This is a genomic window from Actinoplanes rectilineatus, assembly GCF_000962825.1.
In the GTDB taxonomy this organism is placed as follows: domain Bacteria; phylum Actinomycetota; class Actinomycetes; order Mycobacteriales; family Micromonosporaceae; genus Actinoplanes; species Actinoplanes rectilineatus.
Window position 1 is genome coordinate 214,796 of sequence record NZ_JZKF01000001.1, and the last position, 16,394, is coordinate 231,189.

The following is a 16,394-nucleotide window of genomic DNA, read 5'->3' on the forward strand; positions in this document are numbered from 1 at the left end:
CGTGCCCCGGCTGGGATTCTTGCTGCACCTCGACCGGGACCTGTCGCCGGCCGAGTCCTACCGGCACGCGATCGAGCTGTTCCAGCTGGCCGAGGAGCTGGGCTACGACTCCGGCTGGGTGATCCAGCGGCACTTCCGGCAGGGGAAGGAGCACGTCTCCGCCCCGCTGGTGCTGCTCGCCGCGATCGCCCAGCACACGTCCCGGATCCGGCTCGGCACCGGCGTGCTCGTGCTGCCGCTGGAGGATCCGCTGGTGGTGGCGGAACAGGCGACGACGCTCGACGCACTCAGCGGCGGCCGGCTCGAACTCGGCGTCGGGTCGGGGCCGTTCCCGGGAGCGTGGGAGGCGTTCGGGAAGGACCTCGCCGACCGGCACCGGCTGTGGGATGCCTCGGTGGCCCGGCTGCACGAGATCCTCGAGGGGAAAGCCCTGAACAGCCTCGGTGAGGTGCTGCACCCGCCGGGCGCCGGCGTGCGGGACCGCCTCTGGCAGGCGACCACGAGCGACCCCCGGCTGGCACACGCGGCGGCGATCGCGGCCGCCCGCGCCGGCGACGGCCTGCAGCTGTCCCGGGCCACCTCGTGGCGGTCCAGCTCGCCGTTCGCGGACCAGGCGTCGTGGATCTCCGCCTATCTGGCTGCGTTGCCCGCCGGCACCCCGCCGCGTATCCAGGTGTCCCGGGCCGTCTACCCGCACCCCTCGCGGTCAGCGGCTCTGGAGGCGGTCACGCCGGGAGTACGCCGATGGCAGAGCTGGCAGGCGTCCGCCGCCGGACTGCCGGTGCCGGAATACCTGGCGAAGGATCACGCGCTGCTCGGGCCGGCCGCCGGGATCGCCGCCGCGCTGAACGCCGACCCGGCCCTGCGACATGTCACGGATCTGCTGGTCAGCTTCGTGCCCGGAGTTCCGGACCTGGCCGAACACCGGAGGTTGCTCACATCCACGGCACGGGACCTGGCACCCCTGCTGACCTTCGGCGGATCATGGGCTTCACCTTCGAGCCCTCCTGAGGAGGCGGCCGCCTGATGTCCGTAACCGCCCGCTACGGCGACCCCGCCGCGACCCTCGGCGTGACCAACGACGTCCTCGCCGTCCAACTCGCCCACCGGTCGGTCCGGGCGTTCGGCCCCCGCCCGGTCGGTGACGACGAACTGGCCGCGCTGATCGCCGCCGCCCAGTCCGCGCCCACCTCGTCGAACCTGCAGCCGTGGAGCGTGGTGGCGGTCCGTGACCCGGACCGCAAGAAGCGCCTCGCCGCCCTCGCCGGTGAGCAGGACTTCGTCGCCCGGGCGCCCCTGTTCCTGGTGTGGGTCGCCGACCTGGGCCGGGCCCGCCGGCTGGCCCTGCGGGCGGGCGTCGCGCTCGACGCCGCCGACTACCTGGAGTCGACGATCATCGGGTTCGTCGACACGGCCCTGGCCGCCCAGAACGCGGTGGTGGCGGCCGAGTCGCTGGGACTGGGCACGGTCTTCGTGGGCGCGATCCGCAACCATCCGGAGAAGGTGGCCGCGGAACTGGGCCTGCCGTCGCATGCGGTGGCGGCGTTCGGCCTGGCGGTCGGTGAACCCGACCCGTCCGAGCGGGCCGGGGTGAAACCTCGCCTGCCCCAGGCGGCGGTCCTGCACCACGAGGTGTACGACGCTGCGGCCGCGGACGCGCACATCGAGGTGTACGACGAGCGGCTGGCGGCCTACAACAGCAGGTTCGGTCTGGCCGGCGGCTGGAGCGAGCGCGTCCTGTCCCGCCTCCGAGGGCCGTCGTCGATGGCCGGCCGACACGTGCTGCGGGCGGCCCTGGAACGCCTCGGCCTGCCCAGCCGCTGATCCCGGCCGGCCTTCAGCGAACTCCCGGCCATGGTGGGGTGCTCGCCGGGAACTGGCGATTGCGGGAGGTGTGGGGTGGTGGGAAGGGTCTTTACGCGTACAAGAAAAGGAAGAGTGCGGGGGAGATCCTGGATCTCCCCCGGCGGGGTGCTCAGAGGACGGCGCGGAACTCCGGCCAGGTGCCCCAGAAACGCTCGACCTCTTCGATGATCGGCTGGAGGGTGGCGACGATGTCGTGCGGGACCGGCGTGCCGTCGTCCCAGCGTGGGGTGGCGGGAAGGTAGTAGAGGCCGCCGCGGACGCCTGGGTCGACACCCAGCGTCAGCACGTGTCCGTCCATCTCGAACTGGCGGGCGAAGCGACCGTGACCGCGCAGGATCGCGCCGGTGTGGTGCCGGGCCTGCCGGCGGTCCAGAGCGAGGACTGTCATCGTGGTTCCTCCTGACTAGCCGATGACAGACAGTACGCTCCGGACGGTTCAACCGTTCACTGTGAACGTGCCAGATCCTGCATCGATCTCCCTGAGTGACCGATTCTCGGGTCACTGTGTGTTACTGTTTGGCCTCTCGCTGCTTCCGGCGGCGTTCGCCGATCTCCCAGGCGACGACGTATTGGCGGATCAGGTGCGCCAGTTCGTCGCGGGTGTCGAAGACGACGACCACATGCTGACCGGGCCCGTCGGGCGAGTCGCGGACCGCATGGACCGTGCCGCCGAGGTCGGCCTCGCTGGTGCCGAGCCAGAGGACCGCGCGCATCCGGTCGCCGGCCTTGATGCCCAGGGGCTCGGTGACCCAGCAGCGCATGCCGCCCTCGCTGATGTCGAGCAGCCGCGCGTCGACCGGGTCGTTGCCGGTGGCGGTGTGCACCCGGACGGTGGTGACCGCGCCGCCGCGTGAGTACTGCCGCCGGTTGCGGACCTCCGGGGTGGCGGTCGGTGCCAGCGTCCACTGGTAGGGGGCCTCGCCGGATATCTCGACCAGCCGGCAGGACAGCACCACGCGGGTCGTCGGCGTCACCTCGGGTATCCAGAAGATGTCGAACTCGCCGCCGGGTTCGATCCCGGCAGCCTGGCCCTCCACCGGGGCGGAGACGGTGAACGATTCGGTGCCGGCCGCCTCGAGGCGGGAGCGGAAGTTCACCCCCTCGCCGATCTCCAGGAAGATGTCGGCGCCGATGTCCGGGAGTTCGGCGAGGGCTGTTTTCAGCTTGGCCCTGGAGATGCCTACCGTGCCGGCGCGCCCCTTCGCCATGATTTATCCCCTTATGCCGGATCCATGAGTTCTCGCTCCCTCGTCTGTTCGGCGCGCGGCGGGCCGACATGAGGTCCGAGTCTGGCTGGGTCGTCGTTCTCAGATCGTCATCGGAGGGAGCCCCGTCGTGACGAAACGCGCAACGCCGCCGTTCCGGGCGGATCATGTCGGAAGTCTGCTGCGCCCCGCCCGCCTGCTGGAGGCCCGGCGCAGCCGCGCACTGGGGGAGATCACCGCGGTGGAGCTGCGGGCCGTCGAGGACGAGGCGGTGGCCGAGATCGTACGCATGCAGCGTGACGTCGGCCTGCAGTCCGCCACCGACGGCGAATTCCGGCGAACCTCCTGGCACATGGACTTCATCTACCGCCTCGGCGGGATCCGCCCCACCGACGAGAAGATCAAAGTGCACTTCCGGAACGCCTCCGGAGAGCTGGACTTCGAATCGGCGGCGCTCGCCGTCGACGGCCCGGTACGCCTCACCGAGACCATCTTCGGCGACGACTACCGCTACCTGTCGTCGATCGTCGACCCGGACGTGACGGCGAAACTGACCATCCCGTCGCCGAGCATGGTCCACTACCGCGGTGGCCGGGCGGCGATCGATCCGGCGGTCTACCCGGAGCAGGAAGCGTTCTGGGAGGATCTGTCGGCCGCCTACGCCGAGCAGGTGCGGCGGGTCGCGGCCCTGGGCTGCCGCTACCTGCAGCTGGACGACACGAGTCTGGCGTACCTGAACGATCCCGCCCAGCGCAGCCTGCTGTCGGCGCGCGGCGACGACGCCGACCACCAGCACCTGCGCTACATCCGGCAGATCAACGCGGCGATAGCGGACCGCCCGGCCGACCTGAAGGTGACGACCCACATGTGCCGGGGCAACTTCCGCTCCTCGTGGGCAGCCGAGGGCGGCTACGACTTCGTGGCGGAGGCCCTGTTCGGCTCGCTGGAGGTGGACGGCTTCTTCCTGGAGTACGACGACGCCAGATCGGGAGACTTCGCGCCCCTGCGGTTCGTGCCCAAGGGCAAAATGGTGGTGCTGGGCCTGGTGACGACCAAACGCGGCACGCTGGAGTCGAAGGACGACCTGAAGAGGCGCATCGACGAGGCGGCGCGCTACGTCCCGTTGGAGCAGATCTGCCTGTCACCGCAGTGCGGCTTCTCCTCGACGGTGGAGGGCAACGAACTGACCTACCAGGAGCAGATGGCCAAGTTGCGCCTGATCGTCGAAACAGCCGCAGAGGTGTGGGGCTGATCCCTCTCCCGGGTCGCGGCCTTCCTGCTGGTCGCGACCCGAGGCAGGCTGGGGCTGCCGGCTCAGCGCAGCCGGGGCAGGACCTTGGCGCCGAAGGTCTCGATGAACGGGCCGAGGTCCTGACCGACATGGTGCAGATAGATCCGCTCGAAGCCGAGGTCGGCGTACCCGCGAAGCAGCTCGATGTGCCGTTCGAGGTCGGCGGAGATGTTCACGACCTCACCGATCTGATCGATGCCGACCCGCTCGGACACCACGTCGAACTCCTCGGCGGTGGCGGTGTCCCAGCAGACCGGCGGCGGGAAGATGTTGCTGCGCCACTGGTCCAGCGCGATCTCCTCGGCCTCTGCCTGGGTCGGCGCCCAGCTCAGGTGGACCTGCAGGCAGACCGGCCCGCGGCCGCCGGCGTCCCGGTATGCCGCGATCATCTCGCGCAGCCGGTCCTCCGGGGCGTTGACCGTGACCAGGCCGTCCGCCCACTCGGCGCACCAGCGGGCGGTGGCCGGGCTGACCGCGGCGCCGATGAGCGGCGGCGGGGTGTCCGGCCGGGTCCACACCCGGGCCCGGTCCACGGTGACCAGGCCGTCGCGCGACACCTCGTGGCCGTCGAGCAGTTCCCGGATCACGTCGACGCATTCGCGCAGGCGGGCGCTGCGGACGTCCTTACGCGGCCACGGGTCGCCGGTGATGTGCTCGTTGCTGAACTCGCCCGTGCCCAGGGCGGCCCAGAACCGTCCCGGATACATCGAGCTGAGCGTGCCGATCGCCTGCGCGATGATCGCCGGGTGGTACCGCTGGCCCGGAGCGTTCACCACCCCGAACGACAGGTTGGTGGCCTGCAGCGCGGCGCCGAGCCAGGACCAGGCGAAACCCGACTCGCCCTGGCGTTCGCTCCACGGCGAGAAGTGGTCGGAGCACATGGCGGCGTCGAAACCGGCGCGTTCGGCGGCGATCACCGCCTTGAGGAGGTCGCCGGGCGGGATCTGTTCGTGCGAGGCGTGGATGCCGTACTCGGTCATGTCCTATCTGGTACCCACTCCGGCGCTTCCTGTCACCGCACCGTCCGCGGAGACTCAGGCGGGATCCTCCGGGACGTGGGCGGCCGCGATCGGTCCGTGGTCGGACCAGCCGAGGGTGCGGTAGAGACTGCGGCCCTCATCGGTGGCGACCAGTACTCCGGTGGTGATGCCGTGGTCGAGCGCATGGGTGGCGAGCGCGCCCATGACGACGCGGCCGAGTCCCCGGCGGCGGTGCCGGGGTTCGGTCACCACCTTGTCGATCACCGCGATGTCGCCGGTGGGGCCGTATCGGGCGGTTGCCGCGAGGTCACCGGCATGGTCGTGCACGGTGGCGATCATGACCGGGCCGTGCAGGGCGGTCCGCAGGGTGTAGGGCGCCGGCGGCTCGGCGGCCTTCGCGGTGAGGCTGGTGCTCATCAGATAGCAGGTCTCGGTCATCTGCCACACGTCCGGCAGGGCGGCCCGTAACGCCTCGTCAGTGTCGGCGATCTTGATCCAGGTGCCCGGCTCGGCGGCGGTTCTGCCGAGGTGGGCCGCCGTCGCGGTCTCGCCGGACCGGAGCACGTACCGGATCCGGTGGCCGGGGAGTCCCACCCGCGCACGAAGACCGCCCGTGACCTCCTCGGGCTCGGGGACCTCCCGGGACACGGCCCAGCCTCGTACCCACGACATGACGAACTCATCCATGGCCATGGAGTGATCTTCCACCATCGTCAAGGGTGAGGCGCGTCGCTGGAGGTGGGTGGTGAGTTGACTTCTACAACGCAATAAAAGAAAGTGGGGGCGGCCTTGTTAGGTTTGCCTTACCTTAGGAGTGGTCGGTGGCCGCTATCTACCTGATCGGTCTCCGCGAAGGCCTCGAGATCACCCTGGTCGTGTCGATCCTGGTCGCGTTCCTGGTCCGAAGCGGGCGGAAACCGTTGCTGCGCCTGGTCTGGGCCGGCGTCGCGATCGCCGCGGCGCTGTCGATCGGAGCCGCCGTCCTGCTGCAGGTCGGCGTCGCCCGGCTGTCGTTCACGCAGCAGGAGCTGTTCGAGGCCATCGCGTCGTTCGTCGCCGTCGGCTTCGTCACGTGGATGATCTTCTGGATGCGGCGGATGGCCCGGCACATCGGGGCTGAACTGCGCGGACGGCTCGAGGGTGCGATCCAGGTCGGACCGGTCGCCGTCGCCGGGGTCGCGTTCCTCGCGGTCATCCGCGAAGGCCTCGAGACCGCGATCCTGTTCTACGCCGCCGCCCAGGGCGCCGCCGACAGCACCCGGCCGATCATCGGGGTCACGCTCGGGCTGCTCACGGCGGTCGCCCTCGGCTGGCTGCTCTACCTCAGCGCCGTCCGCATCGACCTCGGACGCTTCTTCACCTGGACCGGGGCACTGCTCGTGCTGGTCGCCGCCGGGATCACCAAGTACGGCGTCCACGATCTGCAGGAGTCCGGCGTCCTGCCCGGACTCGACGACCTGGCCTTCGACGTGAGCGCCGCGTTCCCGCCCGACACGTGGTACGCCGAACTGCTCCGCGGAATGGTCAACTTCACCCCCGCTCCGACGGTGCTGGAGACCGTGGCCTGGCTCGCGTACGGCATCCCCGTTCTCGTCCTCTTCCTGAACCCGGCGGGCAGTCCCGCGTCGCGGCTCGAGAAGAACACCCCCGAACCCGCGTCCTAGGAGAACCATGCGCACCGCACGGATACTGACCGCCGCCACCGCGGCCGCCCTGCTGCTCGCCGCCTGCGGCGACAACGACGGCGGCACCACCGGCGACGAGGATGCCGCCATCGCCGTGTCCGCCTCGGACACCGCCTGCGACGTCGCCGAGGGCGAGTCGGCGGCGGGCACGGTCACCTTCACCATCGCCAACAAGGGCAGCAAGGTCACCGAGTTCTACGTGTACGCCGACGGCGACCGGGTGATGGGCGAGGTGGAGAACATCGCCCCCGGTCTGTCCCGGGAACTGATCGTCGAGCTGGCCGCGGGCACGTACGAGACCGCCTGCAAGCCGGGCATGATCGGCAAGGGGATCCGCAACGGGTTCACCGTCACCGGCTCCAGCACGCCGCTCACCGAGGACGCCAAGCTCGCCCAGGCCACCACCGACTACCAGCGGTACGTGAAGAGCCAGACCGGCGCGCTGATCGACAAGACCACCGAGTTCGTGACCGCGGTCAAGGCCGGCAAGGTGGACCAGGCGAAGGCGCTGTTCCCGGTCGCCCGGACGTACTGGGAGCGCATCGAGCCGGTCGCTGAGATCTTCGGCGACCTGGACCCGGCGATCGACGGCAGGGAGGGCGACCAGGAGGAGGGCCAGGAGTTCACCGGTTTCCACCGGATCGAGAAGGACCTCTGGACCACCGGCGACATCAGCCAGGACGGGCCGGTCGCCGACAAGCTGCTCGTCGACGTCCAGAAGATCGTCGACCTGGCGAACAGCACCACGCTCTCCCCGCTGCAGCTGGCCAACGGGGCGAAGGAACTGCTCGACGAGGTCGCCACCGGCAAGATCACCGGTGAGGAGGACCGCTACTCGCACACCGACCTGTGGGACTTCGCGGCCAACGTGGAGGGTTCGCAGGCCGCCGTGTCGGCGCTGCGCCCGGCGCTCGAGGAGAAGGACGCCGCGCTGGTCACCACGCTCGACGAGCGGTTCGCGTCGGTCGAGGCAGCCCTGGAGAAGCACCGCGACGGCGACGGCTGGAAACCGCACACCGCTCTGACCGAAGCCGATCTGAAGACACTCAGCGACGAGATCAACGCCCTGGCCGAGCCGATCAGCAGGATCGCCGCGCTGGTGGCGTCCGGCAAATAGGGGACACATCAGCATGCAACGCCGGAAGGTGATCGGGCTGGCGGGCGTCGGCGCGGCGGGTGTCGCCGCCGGTGCCCTCGCCCTGAGCAGCGACGACCCGGGCCGCGGTGCCGGTGGTGCCGGCGCCGGTGGTGACGGGTCGAGGGGGAACGCCGCCGCGGACGCGATCTCGTTCTGGGGTGACCGCCAGGCCGGCATCGTCACGCCCGCTCAGGACCGCCTGCACTTCATGGCCTTCGACGTGATCACCGACGACCGGGCCGCGCTGGTCGGCATGCTGGAGGCGTGGACGGCCGCCGCCGCCCGGATGACCGCCGGCCTCGACGCGGGCACCCGCGGCGCGGTCGGCGGCATCCCGGAGGCGCCGCCGGACGACACCGGCGAGGCGCTGGGGCTGCCCGCGTCGGGGCTCACCCTGACGATCGGATTCGGTCCCGGGCTGTTCCGCGATGCGACCGGCAAGGACCGGTTCGGCATCGCGGACCGGCGGCCCGAGGCGCTCGCCGACCTGCCCGCGTTCCCCGGCGACGCCCTCGACGCGAAGATCTCCGGCGGTGACATCTGCGTGCAGGCATGCGCGCACGACCCGCAGGTCGCGGTCCACGCGATCCGCAACCTGGCCCGGCTCGGCATGGGCGTGGTGAGCGTACGGTGGTCGCAGCTCGGCTTCGGCCGCACCTCCTCCACGTCGACCAGCCAGGACACGCCCCGCAACCTGTTCGGCTTCAAGGACGGCACCGCCAACCTGAAAGCCGAGGAGACCGCGCTGCTCGACGAACACCTGTGGGTCCGCGACGGTGACGGGCCGGACTGGATGACCGGCGGGTCGTACCTGGTGACCCGGAAGATCCGCATGATCATCGAGACGTGGGACCGGACACCGCTCGGCGAGCAGGAGACCATTTTCGGACGAGCCAAGGGTTCCGGGGCGCCGCTGACCGGGACCGCCGAGTTCGACGAGCCCGACCTGACCGGCGACCGCATCGACGTCGGCGCGCACGTGCGGCTCGCCCACCCGACGGTCAACGGCGGGGCGCGGCTGCTGCGGCGCGGCTACAACTACGTCGACGGGTCGGACGGGCTCGGGCGACTCGATGCGGGACTGTTCTTCATCGCCTACCAGCGGGACCCGCGAAAACAGTTCGTTCCGGTACAGACCCGGCTGTCCCGGCACGATCTGCTCAACGAGTACATCCGGCACGTCTCCAGCGGCGTCTTCGCCTGCCCACCCGGCCTGCTCGCCGCCGACGACCACTGGGGGCGGTCACTGCTCGCCTGACTCCCACGGCGGGTCGTGGAGTGGGCGCCGACTCTGGTCGTTGCGGTGTTCACGGAGGTGCGCCCGGATGAGGCGGTCATCACCCGGCCGGTTCTCGCTGCGGTTGTGCCGGCTGCGCTTTCACGACGCGAGCCATGATGGGACGGCACCTCACCAACGGAAAGGTCGCACCCGTGGAAGCATCAGCGCTCTCCGTCGGCGCGCTGGCTGATGCCACCGGCGTCAGCACGCGCTCCCTTCGCTATTACGAGGAGCAGGGGCTGCTGGTGCCCGATCGCAACTCCGCTGGGCACCGCCGATACTCCTCGCGCTCCGTGGACTGTGTGCGGTTCATCCAGAGCCTCTACGCCGCCGGAATCCCGAGCACTCTGATCCGCGAGATCGCTCGCGACTGGGATCGTCCCGGCGGCATGGCGAGGATCGAGGTGGTCCTGGCGGCTCGCCACGCTGAACTACTCGCCGGCATCTCGGCCCAACAGGCGGCCGTGAGTCACCTCAAGGAGACGATGAGCATCGTGCGCGCTCGTCGCGACGCCGGCGAATCGGCGCCGATCAAGGGCTTGCACTTCACACCAGCGTGAACTCCTAGGTTCATGAGTGCCCCACTTCGAGGGCGAGAACAAGGAGGAATCAGATGAAGAGCTACATGCTCGCCCAACTTCAGCTCAAGTACGGTTTTGCGAACCTGGCCCGCTACGACGCGGCGATGACGACAGTCCGGGGATTGTTCGAGTCGCAGGGCATCATGCTGGTCGCCGGAGCCGTGACGCAGGTGGGGCCGCTCTACGAGAGCTGGAACCTGTGGTCCGTCGACGACCAGGGTCACCTCGAGCGTGCTCTCGCGCAGATGGCGCTCGACGACCCCGAGACGCAGGCCGCGCTCGGTGAGCTCAACGACACCGTCGTTCACGAGCAGACCCGGTTTCTCGGGTCGCTCGGCTTCGCGGCAGACCACGAGACCGCGTAGTTCTCCTCGCGTTCGGTCGGGACTGGGAACAGCGGTTCGGCATCGGGACCCTGATCAGCCGGGACCCTGATCAGCCGGGACCCTGATCAGCCGGGACCCTGATCAGCCCGCCCACCGCGGCGCGCCGACAAGCGGTCACGGGGCGTCGGGTTCTCGAAGCAGGTCGCGAAGGACGCGCTCGTCCGAATCGGTCAGCGTGCTCACGAAGCGGCGCAGCACCGACGCGCGGTCGGCCTCCACCGCCAGCAGGCGGCTCATCCGATCGGCCACCAGTCCCGCCGGATCGCTCAGAGCGCCGTACCGGAACGCTCGACCGTCCCGGCTCCGGGTGACCGAGCCCTTCTCGTGCAGGCGGGTGAGCGTGGTGACCACCGTGCTGTAGGACAATGACCCGGTCAGGTCCACGATGTCACGGACCTCACCGGGGGTCAGCGGGCCGGACGCGGCGCCGAGCACGGTCACGATCTCGGTCTCCAGTTGACCGGGGCGTCGCCGTCGGCCCGGCGGCTGTGCGGTGCTCACCACCCGACTGTATCGATCGGCGACGGTGCCCGCTGCGGCCCGGCCCGGTCGGATCGGCGAGGCCGCCGCGCCGGGCGGGGGTGCCGCCGGCCGGGAGTGCGGCCGGTGCGAGGAGGGCGGGCGGGGCGATGTTCGATCACTTCGTCTGGTCGGTTCTCGTGGTACCCCCGATGATCGTCGTGGTGGTGCGTCTCGTGGTCGACCGGCTCGCCCCGGGGCGTGCGGCGATGGCGGTGGTGTGGTCGGCGGTGACGGTCGCGGTGGCGAGCACGATCAATCTGGTGTTGCTGTCCGCGCACGCGCTTGCGGAGATTCCGGCGGTGGGGCGTGGATTCGGGTGGTCGGCCCGGGTGGTTGCGGACGACACCGCCTACGTCGCCTGGGTACCGTGGCTCAGCGTGGGACTGACGGTGGCGGCCGCGGTGTCGGTGACGGTGCGGGTACGCCGGCATCGGCAGGTCCTCGCCCTGGCGCCGCCGGGACCGGGTGGCCTGGTCATGGTCGACGAGGCGGATGCGCGGGCGTTCGCCGTTCCCGGGGAGCCGGGGCACGTGGTGGTGACCACCGGGATGCGGGACGCCCTCAGCGGACCGCAGTTCCGGGCGCTGCTCGCCCACGAGAACGCGCATCTGGAAGGCCGGCATCACCGGCTGGTCCGGGCGGCCGAGGTGGCGGTGGCCGCGCATCCGGCACTGTGGTGGGTGGGGCGGCACGTGGACTACCTGATCGAGCGGGCGGCGGACGAACGCGCGGCGGAACAGGTGGGGGACCGGCGGCTCGTCGCCCATGCGATCGGGGCGGCCGCACTCGCGGGTGCAGGCGGAAGAGCCGATGGAGGGGCGGGGCTGCATCTTGCGGACCGGCCCGGCGTGGTGCCGCGGCGGGTGGCCAGGTTGCTGCGGCCGGAGCCGGCCCGGGTGCGGCGAGGACTGTACGCCCTGCCGGTAGCGGTGGCGGCGGCTTCCGTGGTGTGGACCGGTGAGGCGGCCTGGGACCTGGTCGAGTTGTTGATCCGCGCCTGCCGCGCCGTCTGAGGTCGCTCACTCCGGCGGCCGTCGGAGGCTGTTCTTCATTGATCGTCGGCCACCTGCTCTGGCTCTATATTGCATTGCAAGGTACCTTGTTGGCGTGAGTGACGACGCGACACTGACCACGGCACTGCGCCGGGGGACGATCGAGTTCTGTGTGCTCGCGCTGCTCGACAGGCGTGAGCTCTACGGGGTCGAGCTGGTGCGACAGCTCGGCGAGACGCTCGGGATGCCCACCAGCGAGGGCACCATGTATCCACTGCTCTCCCGGCTGCGACGCCACGGCCGGATCGCCACCACCTGGCGGGAGGCTCCAGCCGGTCCGCCCCGGCGCTACTACACGTTGACCCCGGACGGGGAGGCGGCGCTGTCCCGGTTCCGGGCGGAGTGGGTCGTCTTCCGGGCCGGCGTCGACCGGGCGCTGGGCATCGAAGTGGTTCCGGCCACCGAGGGCGGAGTCGTCGGGGCGGCGACGGGCCCGGCGCGGGGTGCCGCATCAGCCCCGATGGGTGCGATGGAAGCCACCGGTGTGGCGAAGGGTGCCGCACCCGTGGTGGTGGCCTCGGAGCGGCGAGCGCTGGGAGTCGCACCCGTCCGGACCGCCGGCGGAGACGGGCATGCCGGACGAGGGGGCGCCGCCGGGACGGGTTCCGGCAAGCCGGACGGCGACGCGACGAATGACGACAAGACACCGGACTCGGTGCGGGTGACGAGCGGGACTACCGAGGGAGCGGGAGACGATGACCGAGACTGATCACCTCATCGAGGGTTATCTGGCGCGGGTCGAGTTGGCTGCGGCGGGGCTGCCGGTGGTTCGGCGGCAGGAGTTGTTGCGCGATCTGCGGGAACACATCGAGATCGCGCGGGCCGAGTCCGAGGACGGTTCGGGGGCGGCCACCGTGGCCATCCTGGACCGGCTCGGCGAGCCGCGGGACATCGCGGCGGCGGCCGAGGCCCAGGACACCGGCCGTCTGGCGGCCATCGCGGCGATCGCGGCGGGATCCGGCTACGAGGGATCCGAGGCCGCCGGGCGGGGCTCCGACGCGGCTTTCGGCCCGGCGCCCATGACTCACGGCCCGGCGCCGGTGATGCCCGCGAAACGCGGTGGCCTTCCCGGCTGGGGCTGGGGGCTCGTCGGCGGCGGGGTGCTGGTCGTGCTGTTCCTGCTGTGCGGCGCCTTCGCATTCACCGGTGCGGAGGTCAACCGGCCGGTCCCCGCGACCACGGCCTACCTGCCGGGCGGGGAGGCCGAGCCGGTGGAGGAGGCGCCGACCACTACAGAGCCGACCACGACAGCACCGGCCACGGACCCGGCCACCGTGCAACCGACGACCACGGGACCGACGCCCGCAGAGTAGACCCGGCGCCGAAGGCCCCGCCGTCCCCGGGAGCAGTGGCTGCTCCCGGGGGCTGCTTTTACGCGTACCCCACAGGGCTCTGGATCGTGGCCCAGACGAGCTTGCCGCCGGGCACCGGCATCGCGCCCCACGCCGCCGCGGCAGCCTGGATGATCTGGAGTCCGCGGCCGCCGGACGGTCCGGGCCGGACGCCGGTGCGGGGCAGTTCGCGGCTGGCGTCGGCCACCGACAGACGCAGGCCGGAGCCGCGGCGGGTGATCGCGACGCGGGCCGGTCCGGTGGTGTGTTCGACCGCGTTGGAGACCAGTTCGGAGATCACCAGGCGGGCCGGGGCGAGCAGGTCCGGAAGCCCCCAGCCGGTGCACGCCTGTTCGGCGAGCCGGCGGGCCAGGCCGGGAGCGGACCGGTCGTTGGTGAGGCGGTCGCTGATCCGGGGGACCGCCGGCAGGCGCTCCTCCAGTGCGCGCCGCGCCTCGTCGACGCTGCCGCGGGTGACCAGCGCGGGACGCAGATGCGCCGCGAGGGACATGCCGGGCGGGACGGCGAGGGCGAGCGGCACCGGCGGGTCCAGGGCTCCGGCGCGTCGTCGGGCGGCGACCCAGGTCGGGACGCCGCGGCCGGTCGGGTCGTCGAGGGATGTGAGGTCGAGCAGCAGTCCGGCGGGCTGCCCGATCAGGCATCGTCGCAGGGTCACCGAGGTCTGCCGGCGCAGGGCCGCACTCCAGCGACCGTGCACCGAGACGACGGTGATGTCCGCGTGGAGATCGCCCTGCACGGCGACGGTGCCCGTCGCGGCCATGGCGTCGTGGGCGAAGAGGAACGGTGGGTGTACCTCCATACCCGACAGTGTCCCCCATGGCCTTGCGGACGTGAAAGTTGCACTTTTAGTACCGCGCCGAGGAGGAGATCTCGTCCGCTTTCGGTACGGTTTCGGGGTCTTCCGCGGAGCCTTCGACGTCCACGTTCGGAAGCAGACGGTTCAGCCGGCGAGGCAGCCACCATGCGGACCGGCCCAGCATCGAGAGGACGGCGGGCACGATCGTCATGCGTACCAGGAAGGCATCGACGGCGACGCCGAAGGCAAGCCCGAAACCGAGCATCTTGATGATCGGATCGTCGGCCATGATGAAACCGGCGAAGACGCTGATCATGATGAGGGCCGCGGCGGTGACCACCCGCGCGCCGTGGCTCATGCCGGTGACGATCGCCGCGTCGGGCTCCGCGCCGTGCACGAACTCCTCCCGGGTCCGGGTCACCAGGAACACCTCGTAGTCCATGGCCAGGCCGAACAGGATGCCGATCAGGAAGATCGGCATGATGCTGATCAGCGGCCCGGTGCTGTCCACGCCGAGCAGGCCGGCCAGGTGGCCCTGCTGGAAGACGAAGACCATCGCGCCGAGGGCGGCAGCCACGCTGAGCAGGAATCCGGCGGTCGCCTTCAACGGCACCAGCAGACTGCGGAACACCAGCATGAGAAGGACGAAGGCAAGACCGACCACGATCATCAGGTACGGGACCAGAGCATCGGTGAGTGTCTGTGAAACGTCGATGTTCACCGCGGTGGCGCCGGTGACCGCGATGCTCGCACCGGAGACCGTCGCCGCGTGGTCCCGGATGTCCTGCACCAGGTCCTCGGTGGCCTCGCTGGTCGGCGCGCTCGCCGGGATCACGGTGAGCATCGCGGTGTCCCCGGCCGCGTTCACCGTCGGCGGGGTGACCAGGGCGACGTCGTCGAGTTTCGCGATCACCCGCTGGGCCTGCGCGGCGGAGTCCTGTGCCGCGCCGGCGCCGGCCGACACCACGACGATCAGCGGACCGTTGAAGCCCGGCCCGAAACCCTCGGCGAGCTGGTCGTAGGCCTTGCGCTGGGTGGAGTCCACCGCCGCGGTGCCGTCGTCGGGCAGGGAGAGCCGCAGGTCGGTGGCGGGCAGCGCGATCACCGTGAGGAGGGCGAGCGAGCCGACCAGGGCGAGCCACCGGTGCCGCAACACGATCCGGGCCCAGCGTTCACCGAACGGAACAGTCCTCCTCTTCAGGGTACGAGGCAGAATCCGGTCACCCGCGAATCCCAGGATCGCCGGGACCAGAGTTAGCGTGACCAGCACAGCGATCGCCACGGTGCCGGCCGCGGCGACCCCCATCGCGGTCAGGAACGGGATGCCGGTGACGGCGAGCGCGGCCAGTGCGATGACCACGGTCAGGCCGGCGAACACCACGGCCGACCCGGCGGTCCGGTTCGCCCGCCCGGCGGCCTCCTCCCCGTCGCCGTCGCGATGCAGTTCGTGGCGGTACCGGGAGACGACGAACAGGGCGTAGTCGATGCCGACCGCGAGACCGAGCATGGTGGCCAGCGCCGACGTGGAGCCGGACAGGTCGAGGAAACCGGTGGCGATCTGGATGGCGAACATGCCAGCGGCCACCCCGACCAGCGCGGTCAGCAACGGCAGGCCGGCCGCGACCAGGGAACCGAACGTGAGCAGCAGGACCAGGGCGGCGAACGCGATGCCGACGGCCTCACTGGTGTGGTTCTGCTCGGCGGCCGCGGTGACCGCACCGGAGTACTCGACGCCGACCCCGGCGTCGCGGGCACCGTCCCCGGCGGCCATCAGCGCGTCACGGGCCTCGTCGGTCACGTCCGCGGCGGCCACGTCGTAGGTGACGGTCGCGTACGCGGTCCGCAGATCTGCCGCCACCGTCTGCGCCTCGAAGGGGTCGGCCACCGCCGCCACCTGCGGCGACGCCTCCAGGGTGGCGATCACCCGTTCGACCGCGGCCTTGGTGGCGGTGCCGGTGAGGTCGGTGTCCGCGGTGAAGACGACAGTGGCGGTGGCGTTGCCGGAACCGCCGAACTTCTCCGCCATCACCTCCAGGGCCTGTGTCGACTCGGCACCCGGGATGGAGAACGTGTCGTCGGTCGGCCCGGCGAGGGTGAGCGCGCCGATGCCGAACAGGGCCAGCACGGTGACCCAGGCGGCCAGGGTGAGCCGGCGGCGCCGGTACGAGAACCGGCCGAGCCGGTACAGGAGTGATGCCATGCCCACCACGATCTCGGCGTCCCGGTCCGGTGGCGTCCGGCCGGCGCAGGCAGCCGTGTAC

The 16,394-nt window shown here is 71.0% G+C and carries 18 protein-coding genes; 11 read left to right on the top strand and 7 right to left on the bottom strand.

What is annotated here, in order from left to right; genetic code table 11:
• Position 1 precedes the first annotated feature (1 nt).
• Together WH85_RS00835 and WH85_RS00840 are read left to right on the top strand one after the other, a co-directional pair.
• The gene (locus WH85_RS00835; protein ID WP_045739636.1) at positions 2-1,027 is read left to right on the top strand and encodes an LLM class flavin-dependent oxidoreductase; all 1,026 of its coding nucleotides are present in this window, start codon (positions 2-4) and stop codon (positions 1,025-1,027) included.
• Entirely contained in the window at positions 1,027-1,824 is a 798-nt protein-coding gene (locus WH85_RS00840) for an NADPH-dependent oxidoreductase (protein ID WP_045739637.1), read from the top strand. The genes WH85_RS00835 and WH85_RS00840 overlap by 1 nt, the downstream gene beginning before the upstream one ends.
• A gap of 151 nt (positions 1,825-1,975) precedes the next feature.
• Here the strand turns inward: WH85_RS00840 and WH85_RS00845 are convergent, their stop codons facing one another.
• Positions 1,976-2,254, bottom strand: a complete 279-nt coding sequence (locus WH85_RS00845) for a hypothetical protein (RefSeq protein ID WP_045739638.1) — start codon at positions 2,252-2,254, stop codon at positions 1,976-1,978.
• 121 nt (positions 2,255-2,375) lie between these two features.
• Positions 2,376-3,074, bottom strand: coding sequence for a PilZ domain-containing protein (locus WH85_RS00850; protein WP_083448683.1), 699 nt, complete (start codon positions 3,072-3,074; stop codon positions 2,376-2,378).
• Between the two features lie 127 nt (positions 3,075-3,201).
• Here WH85_RS00850 and WH85_RS00855 point away from each other — a divergent pair, with 127 nt between their 5' ends.
• The gene (locus WH85_RS00855; RefSeq protein ID WP_045739639.1) at positions 3,202-4,323 is read left to right on the top strand and encodes a 5-methyltetrahydropteroyltriglutamate--homocysteine S-methyltransferase; all 1,122 of its coding nucleotides are present in this window, start codon (positions 3,202-3,204) and stop codon (positions 4,321-4,323) included.
• Between the two features lie 62 nt (positions 4,324-4,385).
• Here the strand turns inward: WH85_RS00855 and WH85_RS00860 are convergent, their stop codons facing one another.
• Both WH85_RS00860 and WH85_RS00865 read right to left on the bottom strand, forming a co-directional pair.
• On the bottom strand, positions 4,386-5,342 hold the full coding sequence (locus WH85_RS00860) for a TIGR03885 family FMN-dependent LLM class oxidoreductase (RefSeq protein ID WP_045739640.1): 957 nt from the start codon (positions 5,340-5,342) through the stop codon (positions 4,386-4,388).
• 54 nt (positions 5,343-5,396) lie between these two features.
• Positions 5,397-6,035: a GNAT family N-acetyltransferase gene (locus WH85_RS00865; RefSeq protein WP_052720045.1), complete on the bottom strand. Its 639-nt coding sequence runs from the start codon at positions 6,033-6,035 to the stop codon at positions 5,397-5,399.
• Positions 6,036-6,163: 128 nt separating this feature from the next.
• On the opposite strand from WH85_RS00865, the gene efeU reads away from it, so the two are divergent.
• The 5 genes from efeU (at position 6,164) to WH85_RS00890 (ending at position 10,390) form a co-directional block, all read left to right on the top strand.
• On the top strand, positions 6,164-7,006 hold the full coding sequence (gene efeU / locus WH85_RS00870; RefSeq protein WP_045739641.1) for an iron uptake transporter permease EfeU: 843 nt from the start codon (positions 6,164-6,166) through the stop codon (positions 7,004-7,006).
• A gap of 7 nt (positions 7,007-7,013) precedes the next feature.
• The gene (gene efeO / locus WH85_RS00875) at positions 7,014-8,144 is read left to right on the top strand and encodes an iron uptake system protein EfeO (protein WP_045739642.1); all 1,131 of its coding nucleotides are present in this window, start codon (positions 7,014-7,016) and stop codon (positions 8,142-8,144) included.
• A gap of 13 nt (positions 8,145-8,157) precedes the next feature.
• A complete protein-coding gene (efeB, locus tag WH85_RS00880; protein ID WP_083448685.1) occupies positions 8,158-9,423 on the top strand; it encodes an iron uptake transporter deferrochelatase/peroxidase subunit in 1,266 nt (421 codons plus the stop codon).
• A 173-nt stretch (positions 9,424-9,596) separates the two neighbouring features.
• Positions 9,597-10,004: a MerR family transcriptional regulator gene (locus WH85_RS00885; protein ID WP_052720046.1), complete on the top strand. Its 408-nt coding sequence runs from the start codon at positions 9,597-9,599 to the stop codon at positions 10,002-10,004.
• A 53-nt stretch (positions 10,005-10,057) separates the two neighbouring features.
• Positions 10,058-10,390, top strand: coding sequence for a hypothetical protein (locus WH85_RS00890; RefSeq protein WP_045739644.1), 333 nt, complete (start codon positions 10,058-10,060; stop codon positions 10,388-10,390).
• Positions 10,391-10,525: 135 nt separating this feature from the next.
• Here WH85_RS00890 and WH85_RS00895 read toward each other — a convergent pair whose 3' ends face one another.
• Complete coding sequence (locus tag WH85_RS00895) at positions 10,526-10,912, bottom strand: BlaI/MecI/CopY family transcriptional regulator (protein ID WP_045739740.1); 387 nt, start codon at positions 10,910-10,912, stop codon at positions 10,526-10,528.
• Between the two features lie 128 nt (positions 10,913-11,040).
• Between WH85_RS00895 and WH85_RS00900 the strand changes: the two genes are divergently transcribed.
• The 3 genes from WH85_RS00900 (at position 11,041) to WH85_RS46560 (ending at position 13,298) form a co-directional block, all read left to right on the top strand.
• A complete protein-coding gene (locus WH85_RS00900) occupies positions 11,041-11,946 on the top strand; it encodes a M48 family metalloprotease (RefSeq protein ID WP_045739645.1) in 906 nt (301 codons plus the stop codon).
• Positions 11,947-12,040: 94 nt separating this feature from the next.
• On the top strand, positions 12,041-12,694 hold the full coding sequence (locus tag WH85_RS52665) for a PadR family transcriptional regulator (protein ID WP_245673762.1): 654 nt from the start codon (positions 12,041-12,043) through the stop codon (positions 12,692-12,694).
• Positions 12,681-13,298: an HAAS signaling domain-containing protein gene (locus WH85_RS46560; protein WP_052720047.1), complete on the top strand. Its 618-nt coding sequence runs from the start codon at positions 12,681-12,683 to the stop codon at positions 13,296-13,298. The genes WH85_RS52665 and WH85_RS46560 overlap by 14 nt, the downstream gene beginning before the upstream one ends.
• Positions 13,299-13,356: 58 nt before the next feature.
• Here WH85_RS46560 and WH85_RS00915 read toward each other — a convergent pair whose 3' ends face one another.
• Complete coding sequence (locus tag WH85_RS00915) at positions 13,357-14,136, bottom strand: ATP-binding protein (protein ID WP_045739646.1); 780 nt, start codon at positions 14,134-14,136, stop codon at positions 13,357-13,359.
• Positions 14,137-14,182: 46 nt separating this feature from the next.
• Positions 14,183-16,333 carry an MMPL family transporter gene (locus tag WH85_RS00920; protein ID WP_045739647.1) on the bottom strand — a complete coding sequence of 717 codons (2,151 nt, stop codon included), beginning with the start codon at positions 16,331-16,333 and terminating at the stop codon, positions 14,183-14,185.
• Positions 16,334-16,394 lie beyond the last annotated feature (61 nt).